16 protein-coding genes and 1 riboswitch are annotated in these 15,325 nt (G+C 58.2%); of the genes, 4 read left to right on the forward strand and 12 right to left on the reverse strand.

The genetic code is table 11. The features are described 5' to 3' along the window. Window positions 1-76 precede the first annotated feature (76 nt). The 4 genes from tnpA to BLQ92_RS00020 all read left to right on the forward strand — a co-directional run bounded on the left by tnpA (window position 77) and on the right by BLQ92_RS00020 (window position 3,232). A complete protein-coding gene (tnpA, locus tag BLQ92_RS00005; RefSeq protein WP_244106250.1) occupies window positions 77-463 on the forward strand; it encodes an IS66-like element accessory protein TnpA in 387 nt (128 codons plus the stop codon). Beyond that, window positions 460-798: an IS66 family insertion sequence element accessory protein TnpB gene (gene tnpB, locus BLQ92_RS00010; protein ID WP_175772483.1), complete on the forward strand. Its 339-nt coding sequence runs from the start codon at window positions 460-462 to the stop codon at window positions 796-798. The genes tnpA and tnpB overlap by 4 nt, the downstream gene beginning before the upstream one ends. A 63-nt stretch (window positions 799-861) precedes the next feature. Next, a complete protein-coding gene (gene tnpC, locus BLQ92_RS00015) occupies window positions 862-2,442 on the forward strand; it encodes an IS66 family transposase (RefSeq protein WP_090680246.1) in 1,581 nt (526 codons plus the stop codon). A gap of 520 nt (window positions 2,443-2,962) precedes the next feature. After that, a complete protein-coding gene (locus tag BLQ92_RS00020) occupies window positions 2,963-3,232 on the forward strand; it encodes a CcdB family protein (protein ID WP_218133021.1) in 270 nt (89 codons plus the stop codon). 167 nt (window positions 3,233-3,399) lie between these two features. Here BLQ92_RS00020 and BLQ92_RS00025 read toward each other — a convergent pair whose 3' ends face one another. From BLQ92_RS00025 to BLQ92_RS00080, 12 genes are all read right to left on the reverse strand, one after another. Further along, window positions 3,400-4,494, reverse strand: a complete 1,095-nt coding sequence (locus tag BLQ92_RS00025; protein ID WP_090680249.1) for a hypothetical protein — start codon at window positions 4,492-4,494, stop codon at window positions 3,400-3,402. Next, window positions 4,494-5,753: a hypothetical protein gene (locus BLQ92_RS00030; RefSeq protein ID WP_090680252.1), complete on the reverse strand. Its 1,260-nt coding sequence runs from the start codon at window positions 5,751-5,753 to the stop codon at window positions 4,494-4,496. The genes BLQ92_RS00025 and BLQ92_RS00030 overlap by 1 nt, the downstream gene beginning before the upstream one ends. A 270-nt stretch (window positions 5,754-6,023) precedes the next feature. Further along, a complete protein-coding gene (locus tag BLQ92_RS00035) occupies window positions 6,024-6,203 on the reverse strand; it encodes a hypothetical protein (RefSeq protein ID WP_090680254.1) in 180 nt (59 codons plus the stop codon). Between the two features lie 160 nt (window positions 6,204-6,363). Further along, on the reverse strand, window positions 6,364-7,104 hold the full coding sequence (locus BLQ92_RS00040) for a hypothetical protein (RefSeq protein WP_090680255.1): 741 nt from the start codon (window positions 7,102-7,104) through the stop codon (window positions 6,364-6,366). A gap of 25 nt (window positions 7,105-7,129) precedes the next feature. Further along, window positions 7,130-7,807, reverse strand: coding sequence for a hypothetical protein (locus tag BLQ92_RS00045; RefSeq protein ID WP_218133022.1), 678 nt, complete (start codon window positions 7,805-7,807; stop codon window positions 7,130-7,132). A 128-nt stretch (window positions 7,808-7,935) separates the two neighbouring features. Further along, entirely contained in the window at window positions 7,936-8,979 is a 1,044-nt protein-coding gene (locus BLQ92_RS00050; protein WP_176860718.1) for a Swt1 family HEPN domain-containing protein, read from the reverse strand. Between the two features lie 484 nt (window positions 8,980-9,463). Further along, on the reverse strand, window positions 9,464-10,840 hold the full coding sequence (locus tag BLQ92_RS00055) for an FRG domain-containing protein (RefSeq protein ID WP_090680261.1): 1,377 nt from the start codon (window positions 10,838-10,840) through the stop codon (window positions 9,464-9,466). Window positions 10,841-11,085: 245 nt separating this feature from the next. Beyond that, window positions 11,086-11,196, reverse strand: a complete 111-nt coding sequence (locus BLQ92_RS00060) for a DUF2345 domain-containing protein (protein WP_244896601.1) — start codon at window positions 11,194-11,196, stop codon at window positions 11,086-11,088. Window positions 11,197-11,852: 656 nt separating this feature from the next. Next, window positions 11,853-13,043, reverse strand: coding sequence for an MFS transporter (locus tag BLQ92_RS00065; RefSeq protein ID WP_218133023.1), 1,191 nt, complete (start codon window positions 13,041-13,043; stop codon window positions 11,853-11,855). A 28-nt stretch (window positions 13,044-13,071) separates the two neighbouring features. Next, a complete protein-coding gene (locus tag BLQ92_RS00070) occupies window positions 13,072-13,422 on the reverse strand; it encodes a hypothetical protein (RefSeq protein WP_090680265.1) in 351 nt (116 codons plus the stop codon). A gap of 36 nt (window positions 13,423-13,458) precedes the next feature. Beyond that, on the reverse strand, window positions 13,459-13,797 hold the full coding sequence (locus BLQ92_RS00075) for a DUF190 domain-containing protein (RefSeq protein WP_090680266.1): 339 nt from the start codon (window positions 13,795-13,797) through the stop codon (window positions 13,459-13,461). A 28-nt stretch (window positions 13,798-13,825) separates the two neighbouring features. After that, on the reverse strand, window positions 13,826-15,136 hold the full coding sequence (locus tag BLQ92_RS00080) for a voltage-gated chloride channel family protein (protein WP_090680268.1): 1,311 nt from the start codon (window positions 15,134-15,136) through the stop codon (window positions 13,826-13,828). Between the two features lie 76 nt (window positions 15,137-15,212). Next, window positions 15,213-15,279, reverse strand: a riboswitch (Fluoride riboswitch). Window positions 15,280-15,325 lie beyond the last annotated feature (46 nt).

The following is a 15,325-nucleotide window of genomic DNA, read 5'->3' on the forward strand; positions in this document are numbered from 1 at the left end:
GTAAGCGCCTAGCCATCCCGTCTTGAGTTGCATTGAAGGTCTTGGGAGCATCGTATCCACTTAAATAGGTGGACACGTGAACACTATCGAAGAAGAAGCGCCACCTGGCCGTCGTCGACGCCGGCGCTATAGCGTCGAGTTCAAAGCCCAGGTGGTGGCAGCTTGCCAGGGCCCCGGGGTGTCGCTCGCGGCGATCGCCCTGCACCACAAGCTGAACGCGAATCTGCTGCGACGTTGGGTAGAGCAGGCCGAAAGGAACGATTGCGTGCTGGTGGCGCGTAGCGACGTGGCGGCGCCGTCTCAAGCGGCACCGGCATTTGTGCCGTTGCCGCTTGAGACGAGAAGCGCGCGTACGGCTGAGATTCGCGTCGAAGTGCGTCGCGCAGACCAGTCGATTACGGTTAGCTGGCCGACATCAGAGGCAGCGCAATGCGCCGCCTGGCTGCGAGAGTGGCTCGCGTGATCCGCATTGATGAAGTGTGGCTGGCAGTCGACCCGCTGGACATGCGTGCCGGCTTCGATACGGCACTGGCGCGCGTGATCACGGTGTTCGGCGCTGCACATCCGCACCATGCTTACCTCTTTGCCAACCGGCGGGCCAATCGCCTGAAGGTGCTGATTCACGACGGAATCGGGATCTGGCTGGCAGCGCGACGGCTGAACGAGGGACAGTTCGTCTGGCCGCACGCTGGCAGCGAACCAAAGCAACACATACTCACACAGGAGCAGCTCGCAGGTCTGGTGGTCGGTTTGCCGTGGCAGCGCATCGGCCCGAACGGTGTGATTCGCGTCGTATGAGGCCAACAGGGACGTTAACTGTTGCGCTTCCATGGTGCCAGGGGTTCTGGCAGACTGGTTTGCATGAACCTGCCCGCCGACCTCAACGCCCTCAGCCCGGAACAGTTGCGCACGCTCGCCGCGCAGCTGATTGCCCAGGTGCAGGACAGAGACCGGGAGATTGAGGAGAAGACGCGGGAGGTCGAAGAGAACGAACGCGAACTGCATTACCGGCAGACGCGTATCGAGCAGCTGAGCCACGAGATCTCCATTCTCAAGCGCCTGCAGTTTGGCCGGCGCAGCGAACAGTTCAGCAGCGAGCAGATGAGCCTGCTGGAAGAAGCGATCGACGCGGATCTGGCCGCCATTGAACTGGAACTCGAGCAGCTTCAGCCGCAAGCCACCGCCGACCAGTCATCCCAGCAACCGAAGCGCGCATCACTGCCAGCGCAACTGCCGCGCACAGAGATCCACCACGAGCCGGATAGCACCGTATGCCAGTGCGGCTGCGAGCGCGTGCGCATCGGTGAGGACATCAGCGAGAAGCTGGACTACACGCCGGGCGTGTTCACGGTTGAGCGGCATATCCGTGGCAAGTGGGTATGCAAGAGCTGCGAAACGCTGATTCAGGCGCCAGTGCCCGCACACGTCATCGACAAGGGCATCCCGACCACGGGGCTGCTGGCCTCGGTGCTGGTTGCCAAATACGCTGACCACCTTCCCCTGTATCGTCAGGAACAGATCTTTGCGCGGGCGGGTCTGGCAATACCGCGATCGACATTGGGTGCCTGGGTCGGCACGTGCGGCGCACAGTTGCAGCCACTGGTCGATGCCCTGCATCAGGAACTCTTGCAGCAGGGTGTGCTGCACGCGGATGAGACACCGGTACAGATGCTTAGTCCAGGTAAAGGGAAGACACACCGGGCGTACCTGTGGGCGTATACGCCCACGCACTTCAGTGATCTGCGCGCGGTGGTCTACGACTTCGCAGACAGCCGCGCAGGCGAGCATGCCCGCACCTTCCTCGCCAACTGGCAGGGCAAGCTGGTGTGCGACGACTATGGCGGATACAAGGCCGGATTCCAGCAGGGCATCACTGAAATCGGATGTGCTGCGCATGCACGGCGCAAGTTCTTCGACCTGCATGCCAATCACAGCAGCCACGTCGCTGGACAGGCCATGCCGTTCTTCGCTGCGCTTTACGATATCGAGCGCGACGCTGCAGTGCTGGATGCCGAAGAGCGGCGCAAACTCCGGCAGAGCCGGGCCAAACCGGTGTGTGACGCACTTTATGAATGGATGGTGGCGCAGCGTAAGCTGGTTTCGGAGGGTTCAGCGATTGCGAAAGCGCTGGACTACAGCCTCAAACGTTGGGAAGCGCTCACGCGCTATCTCGACGACGGGCATGTGCCCATAGACAACAATTGGGTCGAAAACCAGATCCGCCCATGGGCCATCGGAAGGGCCAACTGGTTGTTCGCCGGCTCGCTACGAGCAGGCCAACGTGCTGCCGCCATCATGAGCCTGATACGCTCGGCCCAACTCAACGCCCACGACCCGCACGCCTATCTGAAAGACATCCTCACGCGGCTGCCGACCCACAAGGCCAGCGACATCTCGGCATTGCTGCCGCATCGCTGGCGTCCGCCTGTGATAGTCAACTAGCGCAATCCGTCAAGGCGGGTTTGCTGCGCGCTTACTTGCATTGTGGGCGGCACTCCTTTGCACACAATTTTGTCCGTAAGGAGTTAGCGGCACGGCGAGAGCTGGGACTCGATACCTCGGCAGATAGTGTTGCGCTTGCCCTTGCCGAGGCGCTTGGGCATGAGAGCATCAACAGTCAGATTGCTTATCTCAGCAATTTGGGCTCACTCATGCGCCAGTCCGAAGTATTCCGCAGTGCTATGCACAATGCCAAGCTTGCCAATGAAAATGCGGAACTACGTGCGGCGTTGTACTACGAAAAGCGGCAACGTACTTCCGCTCGGCAAACGCAGGGCCGTTGAATACTCAGAGACCCATCTCCGGGGTTGGTTGTCCATTGCCTCGGCGCCGGCTCGTTCGGCATATATGGATTGGCCGACGATGAGCCGTGAGCTATTTGCTCGCTGAGAGTGGCTGATAGTAAGCGTTGCCCGAGCCTTGCAATTACCCAATATTCTTTAAGGGCAAGCTCATATCCAAATTGAATGTCGGTTACCTGCTGAATGTGCAGGCCGATACGATGGGCCACCTCGACCCCCGGGTCGTGATCCCGCTGGTGCCGTCGGCCGAGTTGCAGAGGCCAGCGACCCGCCTCAATCCGGTGGTCGACATCGACGGCGAGCAGTATGTGATGCTGACGCAGTCGATGGGCGTCGTGTCCGTAAAGCTGTTAAAGCAAGGTGTCGGCAGTCTCGCTGACCGGTACGACGAAATTGTCGCCGCGATGGACCTGCTGTTGCAAAGATTCTGACCGGCTTAAACCCACGCCCGCCGTGCTCCCGATTTTCGGAGAGCCGGCGGGTTTTATTTTTGTGCGCGCACTCCGGTAGGCTAACGGGCCAAGTCCGGTGAGTGACCTTCACGAACCGCACACCAGGTTGGGAGCGCGCGACGACGGACTCCGGGACCAGGCAGCCACTATATCAACCGACCGGTCCGGGCTTCCGCGTCCAGCAAACCACCGTTGTGCGCATGGTGAGCGATCGAAAGATGCGTTCTATCAATCCCCCAGTAATCGAGCAAACACCCAAGAAACGCGCGCACCTCGGTGGACGCGCCGCTGTGATGCTTAAAGTCTCGAGCCATTGCGAGCGATTCGAACTCGCTTGCCGTCTGAAATATTGATCCGAGGACGTCACGTCGGGAAAAGTAGTCACCCAGGATTGAGGTCGGGATTTCGTCGAGACTGTTCTCGATCTTTGACTTCACCTGTGTCGCGATCGCGCGCCCTTCATTCGCATAGGCGGAAACCAGTCCAATTGATAGATCAACGAGTTTCTTCAGGCCGGTCCGGCCCTTCGATCCATAGGTGAAGCCTTCCGCGATGAGTTTGCTTCGTTCAGCGGATTCAGTAAATGAAAGATCGCGCAGCTCGTAGTCGACTCCGATCGCGATAAACGCGCACAACAGATAAAGGCATCGCAAGGCTTTGTTAGCCTGGGTCTGACGCGTGGTCGCCTGTTCGACGAAGTAACGCCCCTCGGCTAGCCATTCAATGCACGTATCGAATGACGGCCCGCGGGCGAGCAGGCCCTTGTTTTTCCGCATCCGCGCTTTCCAGTTTCCTTCGAATTTATCGAGTGGATTCTCTCCGATCACGGCGATGAATTCTTCGTCGGAAAGACGCTGCTCAAGATGTGCACCTTTATTTTCTAGCTTCCCAAGAAAGGTTCCATCTAGGACTAGCACATTAGATTCCCGACCGAAGTCTTTAACCTCCTGTCGCTTATCAGTGGTTGCCACAATGGCTCGATTCGCACCTATCGCGCGCTGCAGACCCGCACACCAGAAAATCCGTTCGATCGCCTGAGGGGTTCTCTTGTTTTTAATATCTACGATTGCGATTTCGCGCGAGACCGATGATGCACGGCCATATAGCCAGCAATCTATGTCCGTGACGTCAAAGCCCTCGTAGGTGAACGGGACGCCACGAACGACAAAATAGCCGGCCTTGATGAAATACGCGCGCAAAGCTTCTTCCAACATTGCGCCTTTTGCCAGGGTTTCTGCCATTACCTTGCTCCGGTGGTCCGCAGGACGCGCAGGATGTCATTCGTCACGGTCGGCGACTCTTTGACCTGCTTTTTGCGCACGATTTGCTGGTTTTCTTCGGGGCCCCGATATCGTGAGACCGCGGCGCTGGGTAATGCATCAAGAGATTGCTCGCTGGCATCGCCCTGCATGATCACTTGCAATGCCAACTCTCCCACCTCTCGCTTCAGCAGCCACATCATTGGCCCTTTCCGCCCGTTCTTTGCGCCGTCTTTCACCTGCACAACACCCTTGACTTCGAGAATTCGGTAATCCTGCGCGATTGCGGGAACCGGGCCGATCGGCTCGCCGCGAATCAATGTCCGTATTAACGCTGCGACAAACTCTATGCGACCTCTGTGACTTGGACTTTTCGTCATGCCGTAGGTGATGGAGCTAACGAAGGCTTTCGCCAAGTCGAAAGCGTCGTCGACCGTAGAGGTACTGAACTTGCTGAACGCGGATGGAAGCGTTACAAACCCCGTTTCCTCCTGCGGGTTGCTTACGACGTTGATGTCGAACAATCCGACAGACATGATTTTTTCGAAAAGCGCATCGCCGAGCATCCGTCGGATCTCGGTGACTTCGATACAGCCGCGCTGTTGCAGCTGCGTCGTAGCGTCGTTGAGAAGTCTCTGGTCCGCGGAACCAAGGGAGTCTAAAACCCGCTTAATTTTCTCCGTGTTGTCTCGCCGGAACAAGTTGCCATTGAAGAACAACTGTTGACCGCCAGACAGAGACTCCACGTCAACGAATCCGACGTCGCTCGACTCGCTGATCGCTTGCTGCGCAAGCGTCTTGGTCAGTTTGTGTTCATCCCCGATTTGCAGCGCTTCGTTGTAGTCGAGGGGAGCTTGAGATGCGGCCTCTGCGAGCGCGAGTGCAGCGTTCTCGATCGGTGTGGGATCGCTGATTGCGAACAATCGTGCGGTATGCATCAGCGTCGCGGCCTGAGTTGTAACCCCGAGAACGCTCACGCCGTTAGCCGTTTGATCTATGAGTTCTCGTTCCTGAAGCTTAGTGAGCAAGCCCGGCAATTCGAGAGGCGTGATTTTCGAAGCGGTCGCAAGCGCGTTGACGCGCTCGCGGGAAAGCTCGCTTGCTTTGTCGGCTGATATTGCTGACAGAAGGATTCCAGCTTTTCCGGCGATATAGATACGATCGTAGCCCGGAAGGTATTCGGCGCGCTGCAGCCGCTGCGTATGGTGGATCAGCCAAGATCCCGTCGTTTTTTCGTCCACGTCGTATCCCCGATAGGCGCAACGTCCGCCTCAATAAATCCCTGCTCTAACAGTCTGTAATACGGTGCTTCGCAATGCGGCAAACTGCTTGACGCACGTCGAAGATTTCAGCACCGAAAGAGTGACCGCAAATTTATCATGTCTGTGCCGGTTTCGAACACGCCCTGCGACGGACGACAGGATCGAGACACGTCATTTGGCATAATGAAATCAGCAAGGCGCACTAATTTTTAGCTTGGTCAGGTTAAATCAACCGTGTGGTTGATCAGATCAGGATTCTTTCGCAAAACCATCGATCACCTCCAGCTCGCCCTCAGCCCGCGTAACGAACGCTTTGACCTCGACGCGGAATTCCGTAAGCGCGTCAGCGGCGGTCATATCGCGCAGAAGTGCGAACCAGGCTCTGCCGGTTTTCACATAATTCTGCGGGATCGGTTTTCGGTTCTGCATGAAGGGGATCTCGAACTCGTCGGCGTTGATGTCCCGCGGTTAGCGGGATGACTCCCGCCGACCGCCGACCGCCGCCAGCGGCCAGCGGCCATGCCGAATGATACGCGCCCGCCACATCTTGGCGATCGGAGGGAATTGCCTGTCGATTGACGCACACGGGCTACGCGGCCGCACCAGAAGACGCATTCTCGTCGACTGTTTTGGTCTCGCGCGGGTGCAGGGTCCATGCCGCGATCAACTCACACTTCTCGCCGTCCTGAAGCGGGTCGGACAACTTTATCCGCCAGTTGATTCCATCGTAGCTTTTCCGCTCATAGCTGAGCAGGTTCTGCAGAATCCGAGCCTCGTAGTGCCGGAAGAAATCGTCAAGCTCGTCGCGTGAAGACGTCACTGCTCGTTCGCCTTCCCAGCGCGGGTGCGGATCCTCGGTGATAAGATTCTTCAGGCGGGCCCAGTCGTAAAACTTGAGATCCCATATCGCTCTTTCCGTGCGATCGTGATCGGCGTAGGCGCGGTAAAAGCCAAGTGCCTTCTGGCTGGCCTCGTCGCTAAACCGATGGCCGTCTTTGGGCGACAGCTTGGCCACAAAGCATTGCATGAGCGCATGCGCCACTTCCATCGTCACACGCAGTGGCACTGGCCGTGCCCATAAGCCGCGTGTGGACGGTGTCGAAAGCTGGATGAGCTGACCAAAGACGATCATCGCTTCTCGCGCAGTCGCCATCTGATGATCGCGCGACGTGTCATCATGGACCGCACCCACGAACGTTTGCACAGCGCGATCCAGTTCATCGACCACATCGACGAATTCGCGGTCCACGGAATCCTTCATGAACCGGATGACATAGTGGTCGATTTTGACGTCCTTGGCACCCCAAGGCGGCAATGCTGGCTGATTCATTTCATTTCCTCTTACGGTCCTGTCGTCAATGCGGGCCGCGCGTCGATGTATATCGTGTGGGCATCAGTGATCGCAGTTTTTCGACATAGACGATCATCTCTCCGAGCCACTCGGCAAGTTCGGCAAAACGTACGACATGCTCGCCAATGCGGAGTCGATCGATGACGACGACCGTGTCTGCGAGTTGTGCGGGATCCGTCCGCGGATGTTCTTCCCCCGTTGGTTGCACCATGTATGGAAGATCCTCCGTCAATTTTCCCTTGGCGAGAAGCTCTTCAATGTGCTCCATTGTGTCGCGCGCGGCTTTCAGTTTACCTGTGACGGTGGGCGCAATGAACGCTGGCTTTTCCTGGTTGATCACCGCTGCACTCTCAGCCGATAACTCGTCACAACGGCGAAGCCGGACGAAGGCACGCTCTGCGAGATACATGCTGCTGATACACGACTCGAATCTCGCGATGCTTCTGTAGAGCTCACTCAGATGCATCTCGCGGGTGGACTGAAATGCCGTGCAAAGATGCTTCGTCGCGGCCAAGTAGTCCTCGCGCGCGGAAAACACGCAGCGTACGAAAGTCGACGACAGCGTGATGATCTTCGACGACTCCGAAAAGTGCCCGATGACAAGTTGCGCCCCCCAGTATCCAAGAAACGGATTCGTTGGCGCGGGGACGTCGGGAATGTCAAGCTCGATTGTCTTTGTCACCGTTGGTTTCCTATGTTCTTCGTGGTCAGCCATGTGGGGGCGCCGGTCGGTGACGACCTGACCCAGTGCCTCCTGCGGCCACACGGGCTCGGCCCATTAGCCGGCGACGTGCTACGGACCGAGAGCGTTCAAGCGCAAAACAGGCTGACCCCTCGCATCGAGGAATGCGCCGTCGCCCATGGCGTACCTGCATGCACCCGGGGATCCAGATTGGCGAAACGCTTCGCCCAGGTGGCGGGATCCTCGTCGTGGTGAGTGAAGCGGATGTTCGCCAGCGCCGATTCGAAGCTTCGGCCGATGACATCGCTGACCTGCTGCTGATCTTCGAGCGCCGAGAACGAGACCTGGAGACTTGATGCGGAATCCGCGCATACCAGCATGATGAGGTCCTTGTCGATCTCGATCTCTCGCCAGAACTGCTCCAGATCGAAGAACCGGCCCCCTCGGAAATACCAACAAGCGTGCCACAGACAGCCCGGCCGGGGACCGAGTCTGGTGTCGTGGGGTGCAGGGGACTGCGCCCACGGCCGAGTTGAGACCGTGAGACGGAAGCTCGCGTCGTACTGCTTACTCGCGTGGTCAATTAGGTGCGCGTCGGCATGATTGTTGTGCACCCAATTATGGACAAGAACGTCCGACCATTGCTGATTCGGCCGCGAATGATCATTGAACGATGAAGTTGCTCGGAGGGCGCCGCGCTCAAGGTCACGCAGGGTTTGCTCCATGCGATCAAGATCGTCGTCATGCGGCCGGCGACAGTGACCGATTCGATTTCTGATCTGTTTAAGCTCCTCGATGCGGCCTGCCCAGATTTTTTGGGCTGGCAAATAGGAACCAAACAGCGGCCATTGGTCATGTGTGAGCTGAAGAAGTGGCGACGCGTCTAGGTACGCGAGTTGGTCCTGTGCGTCGGGCGTTTGCATGTAGTGATACGCCGCGTCCTGCTGTTGACGATTCGCCGAATTCGGCGGCAACCCGTCCGCCCATGCGCTGCCATGCGCGCTGCGCAATTCCACATAGATCAGTGAACGAAGCCAGGTCTCTAGTTGCCACCACCGGCTGTAAAGCGCCAATGCTGGAGCAGGTATCGCGCCGGTGTTCCAACCAGCCGACAGTGCTTGCTGAACCTGAACGGGCAGGTTCTGCCAGTCCGAAGCGTCTGATTGTGTCATGGGCTCCCCGATGGAGTGATCTCTTTGCGTTCTAGGGAGTGTAACCGGGCCGAGAGTTCGCCCTGCCGCTAACTATGTGATCGATCCGCCCTTCCCGCGACTTGGGTGGTCGAGCGTTTGCGTTGCGTCGCTCTGCGTTTGTTCATCCGATGGCTCTGGGTCGCTTCATCCACTTTTGCTGACGCCGCGGGTTCGCTGGTGGGGCTCGTTCCGGACGGTTTTTGTATCTCGCAAGATGTCTAACGTATCGATGTTTCACGTAAGCTCCGCAGTCATTTGGATTTTCCTATGACATTTTGGAGAATCTTAATCCGCCCATTTTTGGCAGTGACTGACTCCGATAGCGCGTCGGAACGGTCGATGAAATCGCTCGCATCGAGTGCGGAATACTGTACAAGGGCACGGAGGATCGATGTAGGTTAGGGCTGCTTATGGCTTTGCGATTCAGGACACAGGGACGTACGAACATGGAGTCACATCGACATCACTCCGAGAGTGTCTTTGCCGTGGGCTGTATGGAGTTGTCAAAGGCATATTTGTGAGCCACATATCGTGCTGAATTCTCGATGTGTGGGAAAACGGTGCTTTCATTGATGTTCAGCAGATCAAGTTCAGCGAGCAACGATGCCTTGTTCCGAACACGAATCCGGTCAACCTGAATTGTGTTGCCGCCTCCCTCGTCGAAGACTGCGTCAATTCCAAACAACAAGAAGGCGCCCGACTGCGACGAAATCCGGTCGTTCGACTTCTTCCCTTTCAGACAGATGATGCCACGAAGTGTGTCTGGATCGATGCGGTGTTCGAAGAAAGATTTTTCTTCCCTAATGAAATGTACGAGGCGCTTGATCGCCATCTGTTCGTTAAACGCACCGATATCAACAATTGAAAAATCGATCCGGTCCTTTTCTACCTTTGGCAGCCGCGCGAGATTTGCGATGCAGGCCGCTGAATCCGAGTCGAAATATTTGACTCGGTCACGCGGTAGCGAAAACAGAATGACTTCGCCTTCCTCCTCGCCGACATAGACGCCACCTTCCTTCTTTCCAAAGTTTCCCTTACATGCGAAATATAGTGCGATGAGCGGATTTGACGTGATGTCAAGAAGGCGAGTTGGGAGTGAGTAGTGCTGCATCCGCACGAGCTTGTCGAGCGTATAAACGTCGGGTTCAAATTCACGCGAATTGATCACGAGAAGCTCCCGATAGAGCAGATCCTCGTTATCTAGGTAGAGGTAGTTGCCGTCTTTGTCTGTTCGAAACAGTGAGGGCTCAAGTTTGTAGCGCTTTCTCGCTGAATGCCCGCGATAGAAGATCTCGCGGCCGTCAGATCGTCGCTTCGACAGGACCGTGTCAATGAATTCCTGCACGCTACTAACAGATGCGATGTCCTGATCGGCCTCTCGTGCCAAAATTGCTTTCACTTCCTCCTGCGGCGGAGGTGCAGGGACGTCCGTCGGTGGAATCAGCTCTGCGGTTCGCAGCCGAGCTATCAGGTCTTCGTCCTTGACAGCCCAATGGGTACGATTCATTTCCCATTCGCGTATGTCTAACAGTTCGGCGATCGGTTTTACGGTAGCGTAAGCGAGCGGCGGCATTGAATCATCGAATTCAAATTCAATGAGAATATCTCGGCCTCGCTCCTTGATCTCTTTTAGCCTGCCGATCCGCATGTCGCCGCCAATCACTGCCTCGTAGGCGAACAGACATGGGATGCTCTTGAGCACCTCGATTGCGGACGGTGTGAGTGGCTTGAGCGTGCTTACAAGTTCGTCTGTTGTGAACTCGAGAAAGCGGCCTCGGTCTGCCTTATAGAAATTGTTAGTCCACGCGCCCTCGGCGCCAGTCACAATCAGGTTGTACATTTTGAAATTCGTCTCCGTCACGTGCCAAGCCACACCGCACGGTGGTTCGACATAATTAACGTCCTTCGGTTGGACTGACCAACCGCCCGATGATCCATTTCGTGCACGTGCAGGCATGGCAAAAATCGGGTTCGGCTCTCAAGTAAACCTTATCCCGATTTCTGCCAGCATCGGCCTGCTAAGCATCGCGCAACTCGATACGCTGACCACCAGCAGCAGCATCAGACTGAATATGCTCTTCATTATCACGTCGCAACCAGCGATTTGCCCACGGCCCAGTATGTGTCCTTGCCGCTGACGAAATTCAGATGCTCGTCCGCGACCATCTGCGCCGACGCGTGCGTGGTAAAGCCCATGCTCTCTGGACTCGATCCGAGCATGACAGGTTTGGCAAAGCCATTTGCGTTTCCGCATCCATTCCAGACTCCGATCATGGCTCCGGTGCAGGAAGTAGTCGATCAGCGGTTCAAGAATCCCTGACGCGGTAAGAAGCGCAGGAATCTCGGTGTAGACGTTGGTTTCGTCCGTAAGGACCCGTGCTTTGATGCTGGCGAACATGGCTCGGCGGAAAAAATAAACATCCTATGCACGCATTAAGTCACCACGTTGAAGGTCGCAATCGGGAACACGTCCGGGGCGTCCGTGACACGCTAACGCCTTTTCAGCACAGCTGTCGCAGAGATCGGGCAGACGCCAAAAGCGGCAACGGCACCTCGCTTCGACCGATTCTCACGAAGCCCTGCTGTGCAAAGTAGGCTTGCCATCAAGGCAGGAATGACCGATGTCCGAGCGACTGCTACCGACTCGATGTCCCAGTTCTGCGACCCTAATCGGACGAAAATCGCTCGCTCGTGAAAGGCCGTTTTCGTTGTCATACCGGACCGTGGGCGACTTGGACACTTCACTCGCGTCGCAACAGAGGATTCGGCCATATTCGCCGAGACGTTGCAGGAACGGTCGTTGCGCGACGTGCCGCTGCCATGGTGTTACCTCCAGTGATCCGGTGCGCCGCTTAACCCTTCTCGCGACGCCAGCTCACGCAGACAAAGGCCGGTAAAGCCATCGCCTGTGTAATCACACAAAATGCGACGGCCCCGATTACCGACTGATCGTAGATCCAGCCAATGAGGGCGCTGCCCGCGAACCAGCAAACCCCGTACACCGCGGTGAACATGCCGAACGCGGAGGCCCTTCTCGACTGCGCAACCATCGGCGCGACCGCGGCAGGAATGATCGATTCATGCACGCCCATGCCCATCCCCCACAGCGCGGCGCCGAGAATCGCCAGACCGAAACTTCCACCGAGAAACACCAGCGGCGCGAAGAGTAGCGAGACGCCCGTCAACCCGATCAGCACCTTGAAGCCGTACCGGTCGAACAGACGGCCGAGCGCGAGCGACGCTCCGCCGCTCACGGCCATGGCTACAGCATAGAAAATCGGGATCCATTCCGTTGTCAGTGTGTGGTGTTTGACCCAGTGGTAGGCGATGAGCGGATAGTCGGCAAAGCCTGCCGCGACGAGACCTGCACCGCCGAGGTAGACCCAGTAAAGTGCCGGGAAGCTACCAGCCCCTGCTTCACCCGCCGCGCGCTGCTCCATGTCCTGGGGACGGGGAAAGACCAGACGCGCCACCGTGAGAAAACACAGATTGAACACGGCAGGCACGGCCAGGACGGCGAACGCCAGCCGGTAGTCGTCGCGTGTGGCGAGCACCGCCGCCACTGCAAGCGGCCCCACCATCGCACCGAACTGGTCACAGGCTTCGTGAATGCCGAAAGCCCATCCATATCCGCCGATGCGTTGCGCGGCGCTCGCGAGCATCACGTCACGGGGTGGATTGCGTATTGCCTTGCCGACGCGTTCAAGGATGATCAGGCACGCTGCCGCCTGCCAGCTGTGTGTCAACGCGAGTGCAGGCACCGCGGCCATCTGGACGATGTAGCCGAAGATCGTGATGGGCCAGAAGCGTCGCGTCGCGTCGGCCATCCTGCCGGAAACGACGCGCAGCCCGTAGCCGAGCAGCTCGCCGAACCCGACGACGACCCCGATGATTGTTGCCGATGCGCCCGCGGCTGCGAGGAAAGGGCCCAGGATACTGCGCGCGCCTTCGTACGTGAAATCGGCGAAGAAACTCAGGATACCCACCAGCGGCACAAAGCGCATCGCCCGCCGACTTCCGGAGCCTGCCGTCTGATTTTCCATGCCACCTCCCAGAGAGCCATTGCCCGGCTCAACGGTCGGCCGCTCCGATCACCTCCGGATGAAGCCGTATATGTAGCAACACCCACCAGCGTTTGGGACAATCGTCGGCGATCGAGACCACTTGCGCCGGTTCCCCCTCCAAGGCCACAAAATGCAGCCTGACCGCGGTCTCATAGGCCCGTGCAGCGTCCGCTCGCATCCAGGCGATGACAAACGGCATCGTCAAGAGGCCGAACGCCCCGAACCAGAAGAGCGGGACACTTTCGTAGACGGCATTCACGACAATGGACAGGACCCAGGCCATTGCCTCGGTCGCCACTAACGCGTACCCCAGCAGAGAGAACTTGCCCGTCAGGCGCAGCCTGGTTTGTGCGTTCATCGTCGACTCCGATGGTGTGGTCTGTCGGTCAGGTCACTACGTCGGCAATTCACACGGCAGGAAAATCGCCCGGACATTGTCGAGCCCCTTGCCGTGCATGTTCCAGAAGTCACGCACCTTAGCCTCCAGGTCAATGAGCTCGATGCAATGAGGGAAACGGTGATGCGCAACCTCGATGTGTTCGTGATGAAGCCGGTCGCCTTTGAGGTAACCCGCATGGACACGATGCAGTAGCGCCTGCTCGATGCCTGCATTCTTCGCGTGGCGAAGTAAATGCGAGGCGAGACTTGGGCGCGACACCCGATGCCAGAAACGCGTCGGACGGGCACGTTCGGAGTGGTGAAAATACAGTCGAAGCGAAATCAGCTTGGTCATGATGTCAATCAGCGAGAGTTCAAAGTGCTCAGGATTGCGCGGAAGCGGTCGCGGCCTTGCGGGCTGCGCGACGCAATGCGGGGATCTCGGCCAGGCGCATGCCGGCAGGCAGGAGTGGGTGTTTGGCATGGCCGACCCGTTGCGCGCGATAGATGCCCGTGTGCCCGGAGAAGAGGTAGCTGACGACACAGGCCAATGCGGCGTACACACCGATTTGCGGGCCAAAGAGTTCAACCGCCATCACAGTCGACGCGATCGGGGTATTCGCCGCGCCGGCGAACACCGCAACAAAACCGAGCCCCGCGAGCACCGGCACCGGCAACGCCAGCACGTGGCCCAGCGCATTGCCTAGCGTCGCGCCGATATAGAAGAGCGGCGTCACCTCTCCTCCTTTGAACCCGGACGCGAGCGTCACCACTGTAAAGCCGAACTTGCCCGCGAAGTCATACACCGGCAGCGAACCGTTGAAAGCCTGCACGATGGTTGGAATGCCGAGACCCAGGAATTGCGGAACATTGAAGATCGTGGCGAAGATTGCCACGGCGGCACCGCCGATCAGCGGCCGGACCGGCGCGTAGGCGATCTTGCGCTTGATGAGCGCCGACAACGCATGCGTTGAATCTGCAAAGAGCATCCCGACCACACCAAAGGCCATTCCAGCGACGATCGCGGATCCCATCCCAAGCGCCGTGAGGGGCGGCACAAACGGGACCGCATAGACGGTGTGGTGAATGCCCCATAGGCGGCACACCACGTCGGCCATCACGGACGAAGCGAGACAGGTGAACAATGCGTCATAGCGCAGGCGGCCGATCGCGAGCACTTCAAGACCGAAGATCGCACCCGCGAGCGGCGTGCCGAAGACAGACGAAAAACCCGCCGCGATGCCGCCCATCAGCAGAATGCGACGCTCCTCGCGCCCGAGGCCAAAGAGTTGCGTGACACGATCGGCCAGCGCCCCGCCCATCTGGACCGCCGTGCCTTCGCGGCCAGCCGAGCCACCAAACAGGTGGGTAATGACAGTGGCCACCAGGACAAGCGGCGCCATGCGCTTGGGCACGATCTTCTGCGGATCATGAATCTCGTCGATCAGCAGGTTGTTGCCGCCCTCGACACTCTTGCCAACGCGGTGATAGACCCAGCCGGTCAGGAACCCCGCGAATGGAAGCAGCCAGATGAACCAGGGGTGGTCCATTCGTGTATCGGTTGCGCGATCCAGTGCAAAGAGAAAAAGCGCGGAGGCGGAGCCGGCCAGGGTGCCCAACACGCATGAAAGCAGCAGCCAGCGCACGAGATACGGCACCATGGCGAACTGCTCGACAGACTTGAGATGTTTCATGATTTTCAGGTTCGATAGAACATCAAACCTGAGCGACAGGACGTCGCGTGGACGGCCTACGACCTCCTGCACTCAGGAATTCGTAGGCATCATCAGCCGAGGGGTCGGCGGTTGTTTGGAGGAATGCCATCTCCAGCGGGCGTGATTTTAATCGAGGAACGCCGCATTGCGCAAGAATTACGCTATCGT

The organism is Paraburkholderia phenazinium, assembly GCF_900100735.1.
Lineage (GTDB): Bacteria > Pseudomonadota > Gammaproteobacteria > Burkholderiales > Burkholderiaceae > Paraburkholderia > Paraburkholderia phenazinia.

Excerpts from the sequence above, each read along its gene's own strand:
- BLQ92_RS00040 (WP_090680255.1), bottom strand. The coding sequence starts at position 7,104 with ATGAATCAGCCAGCATTGCCGCCTTGGGGTGCCAAGGACGTCAAAATC.
- BLQ92_RS00075 (WP_090680266.1), bottom strand. The coding sequence starts at position 13,797 with ATGACCAAGCTGATTTCGCTTCGACTGTATTTTCACCACTCCGAACGT.
- tnpC (WP_090680246.1), top strand. The coding sequence starts at position 862 with ATGAACCTGCCCGCCGACCTCAACGCCCTCAGCCCGGAACAGTTGCGC.
- BLQ92_RS00065 (WP_218133023.1), bottom strand. The coding sequence starts at position 13,043 with ATGGAAAATCAGACGGCAGGCTCCGGAAGTCGGCGGGCGATGCGCTTT.
- BLQ92_RS00080 (WP_090680268.1), bottom strand. The coding sequence starts at position 15,136 with ATGAAACATCTCAAGTCTGTCGAGCAGTTCGCCATGGTGCCGTATCTC.
- BLQ92_RS00055 (WP_090680261.1), bottom strand. The coding sequence starts at position 10,840 with ATGTACAACCTGATTGTGACTGGCGCCGAGGGCGCGTGGACTAACAAT.
- BLQ92_RS00060 (WP_244896601.1), bottom strand. The coding sequence starts at position 11,196 with ATGGGCTTTACCACGCACGCGTCGGCGCAGATGGTCGCGGACGAGCAT.
- BLQ92_RS00035 (WP_090680254.1), bottom strand. The coding sequence starts at position 6,203 with ATGCAGAACCGAAAACCGATCCCGCAGAATTATGTGAAAACCGGCAGA.
- BLQ92_RS00050 (WP_176860718.1), bottom strand. The coding sequence starts at position 8,979 with ATGACACAATCAGACGCTTCGGACTGGCAGAACCTGCCCGTTCAGGTT.
- BLQ92_RS00025 (WP_090680249.1), bottom strand. The coding sequence starts at position 4,494 with ATGGCAGAAACCCTGGCAAAAGGCGCAATGTTGGAAGAAGCTTTGCGC.
- BLQ92_RS00070 (WP_090680265.1), bottom strand. The coding sequence starts at position 13,422 with ATGAACGCACAAACCAGGCTGCGCCTGACGGGCAAGTTCTCTCTGCTG.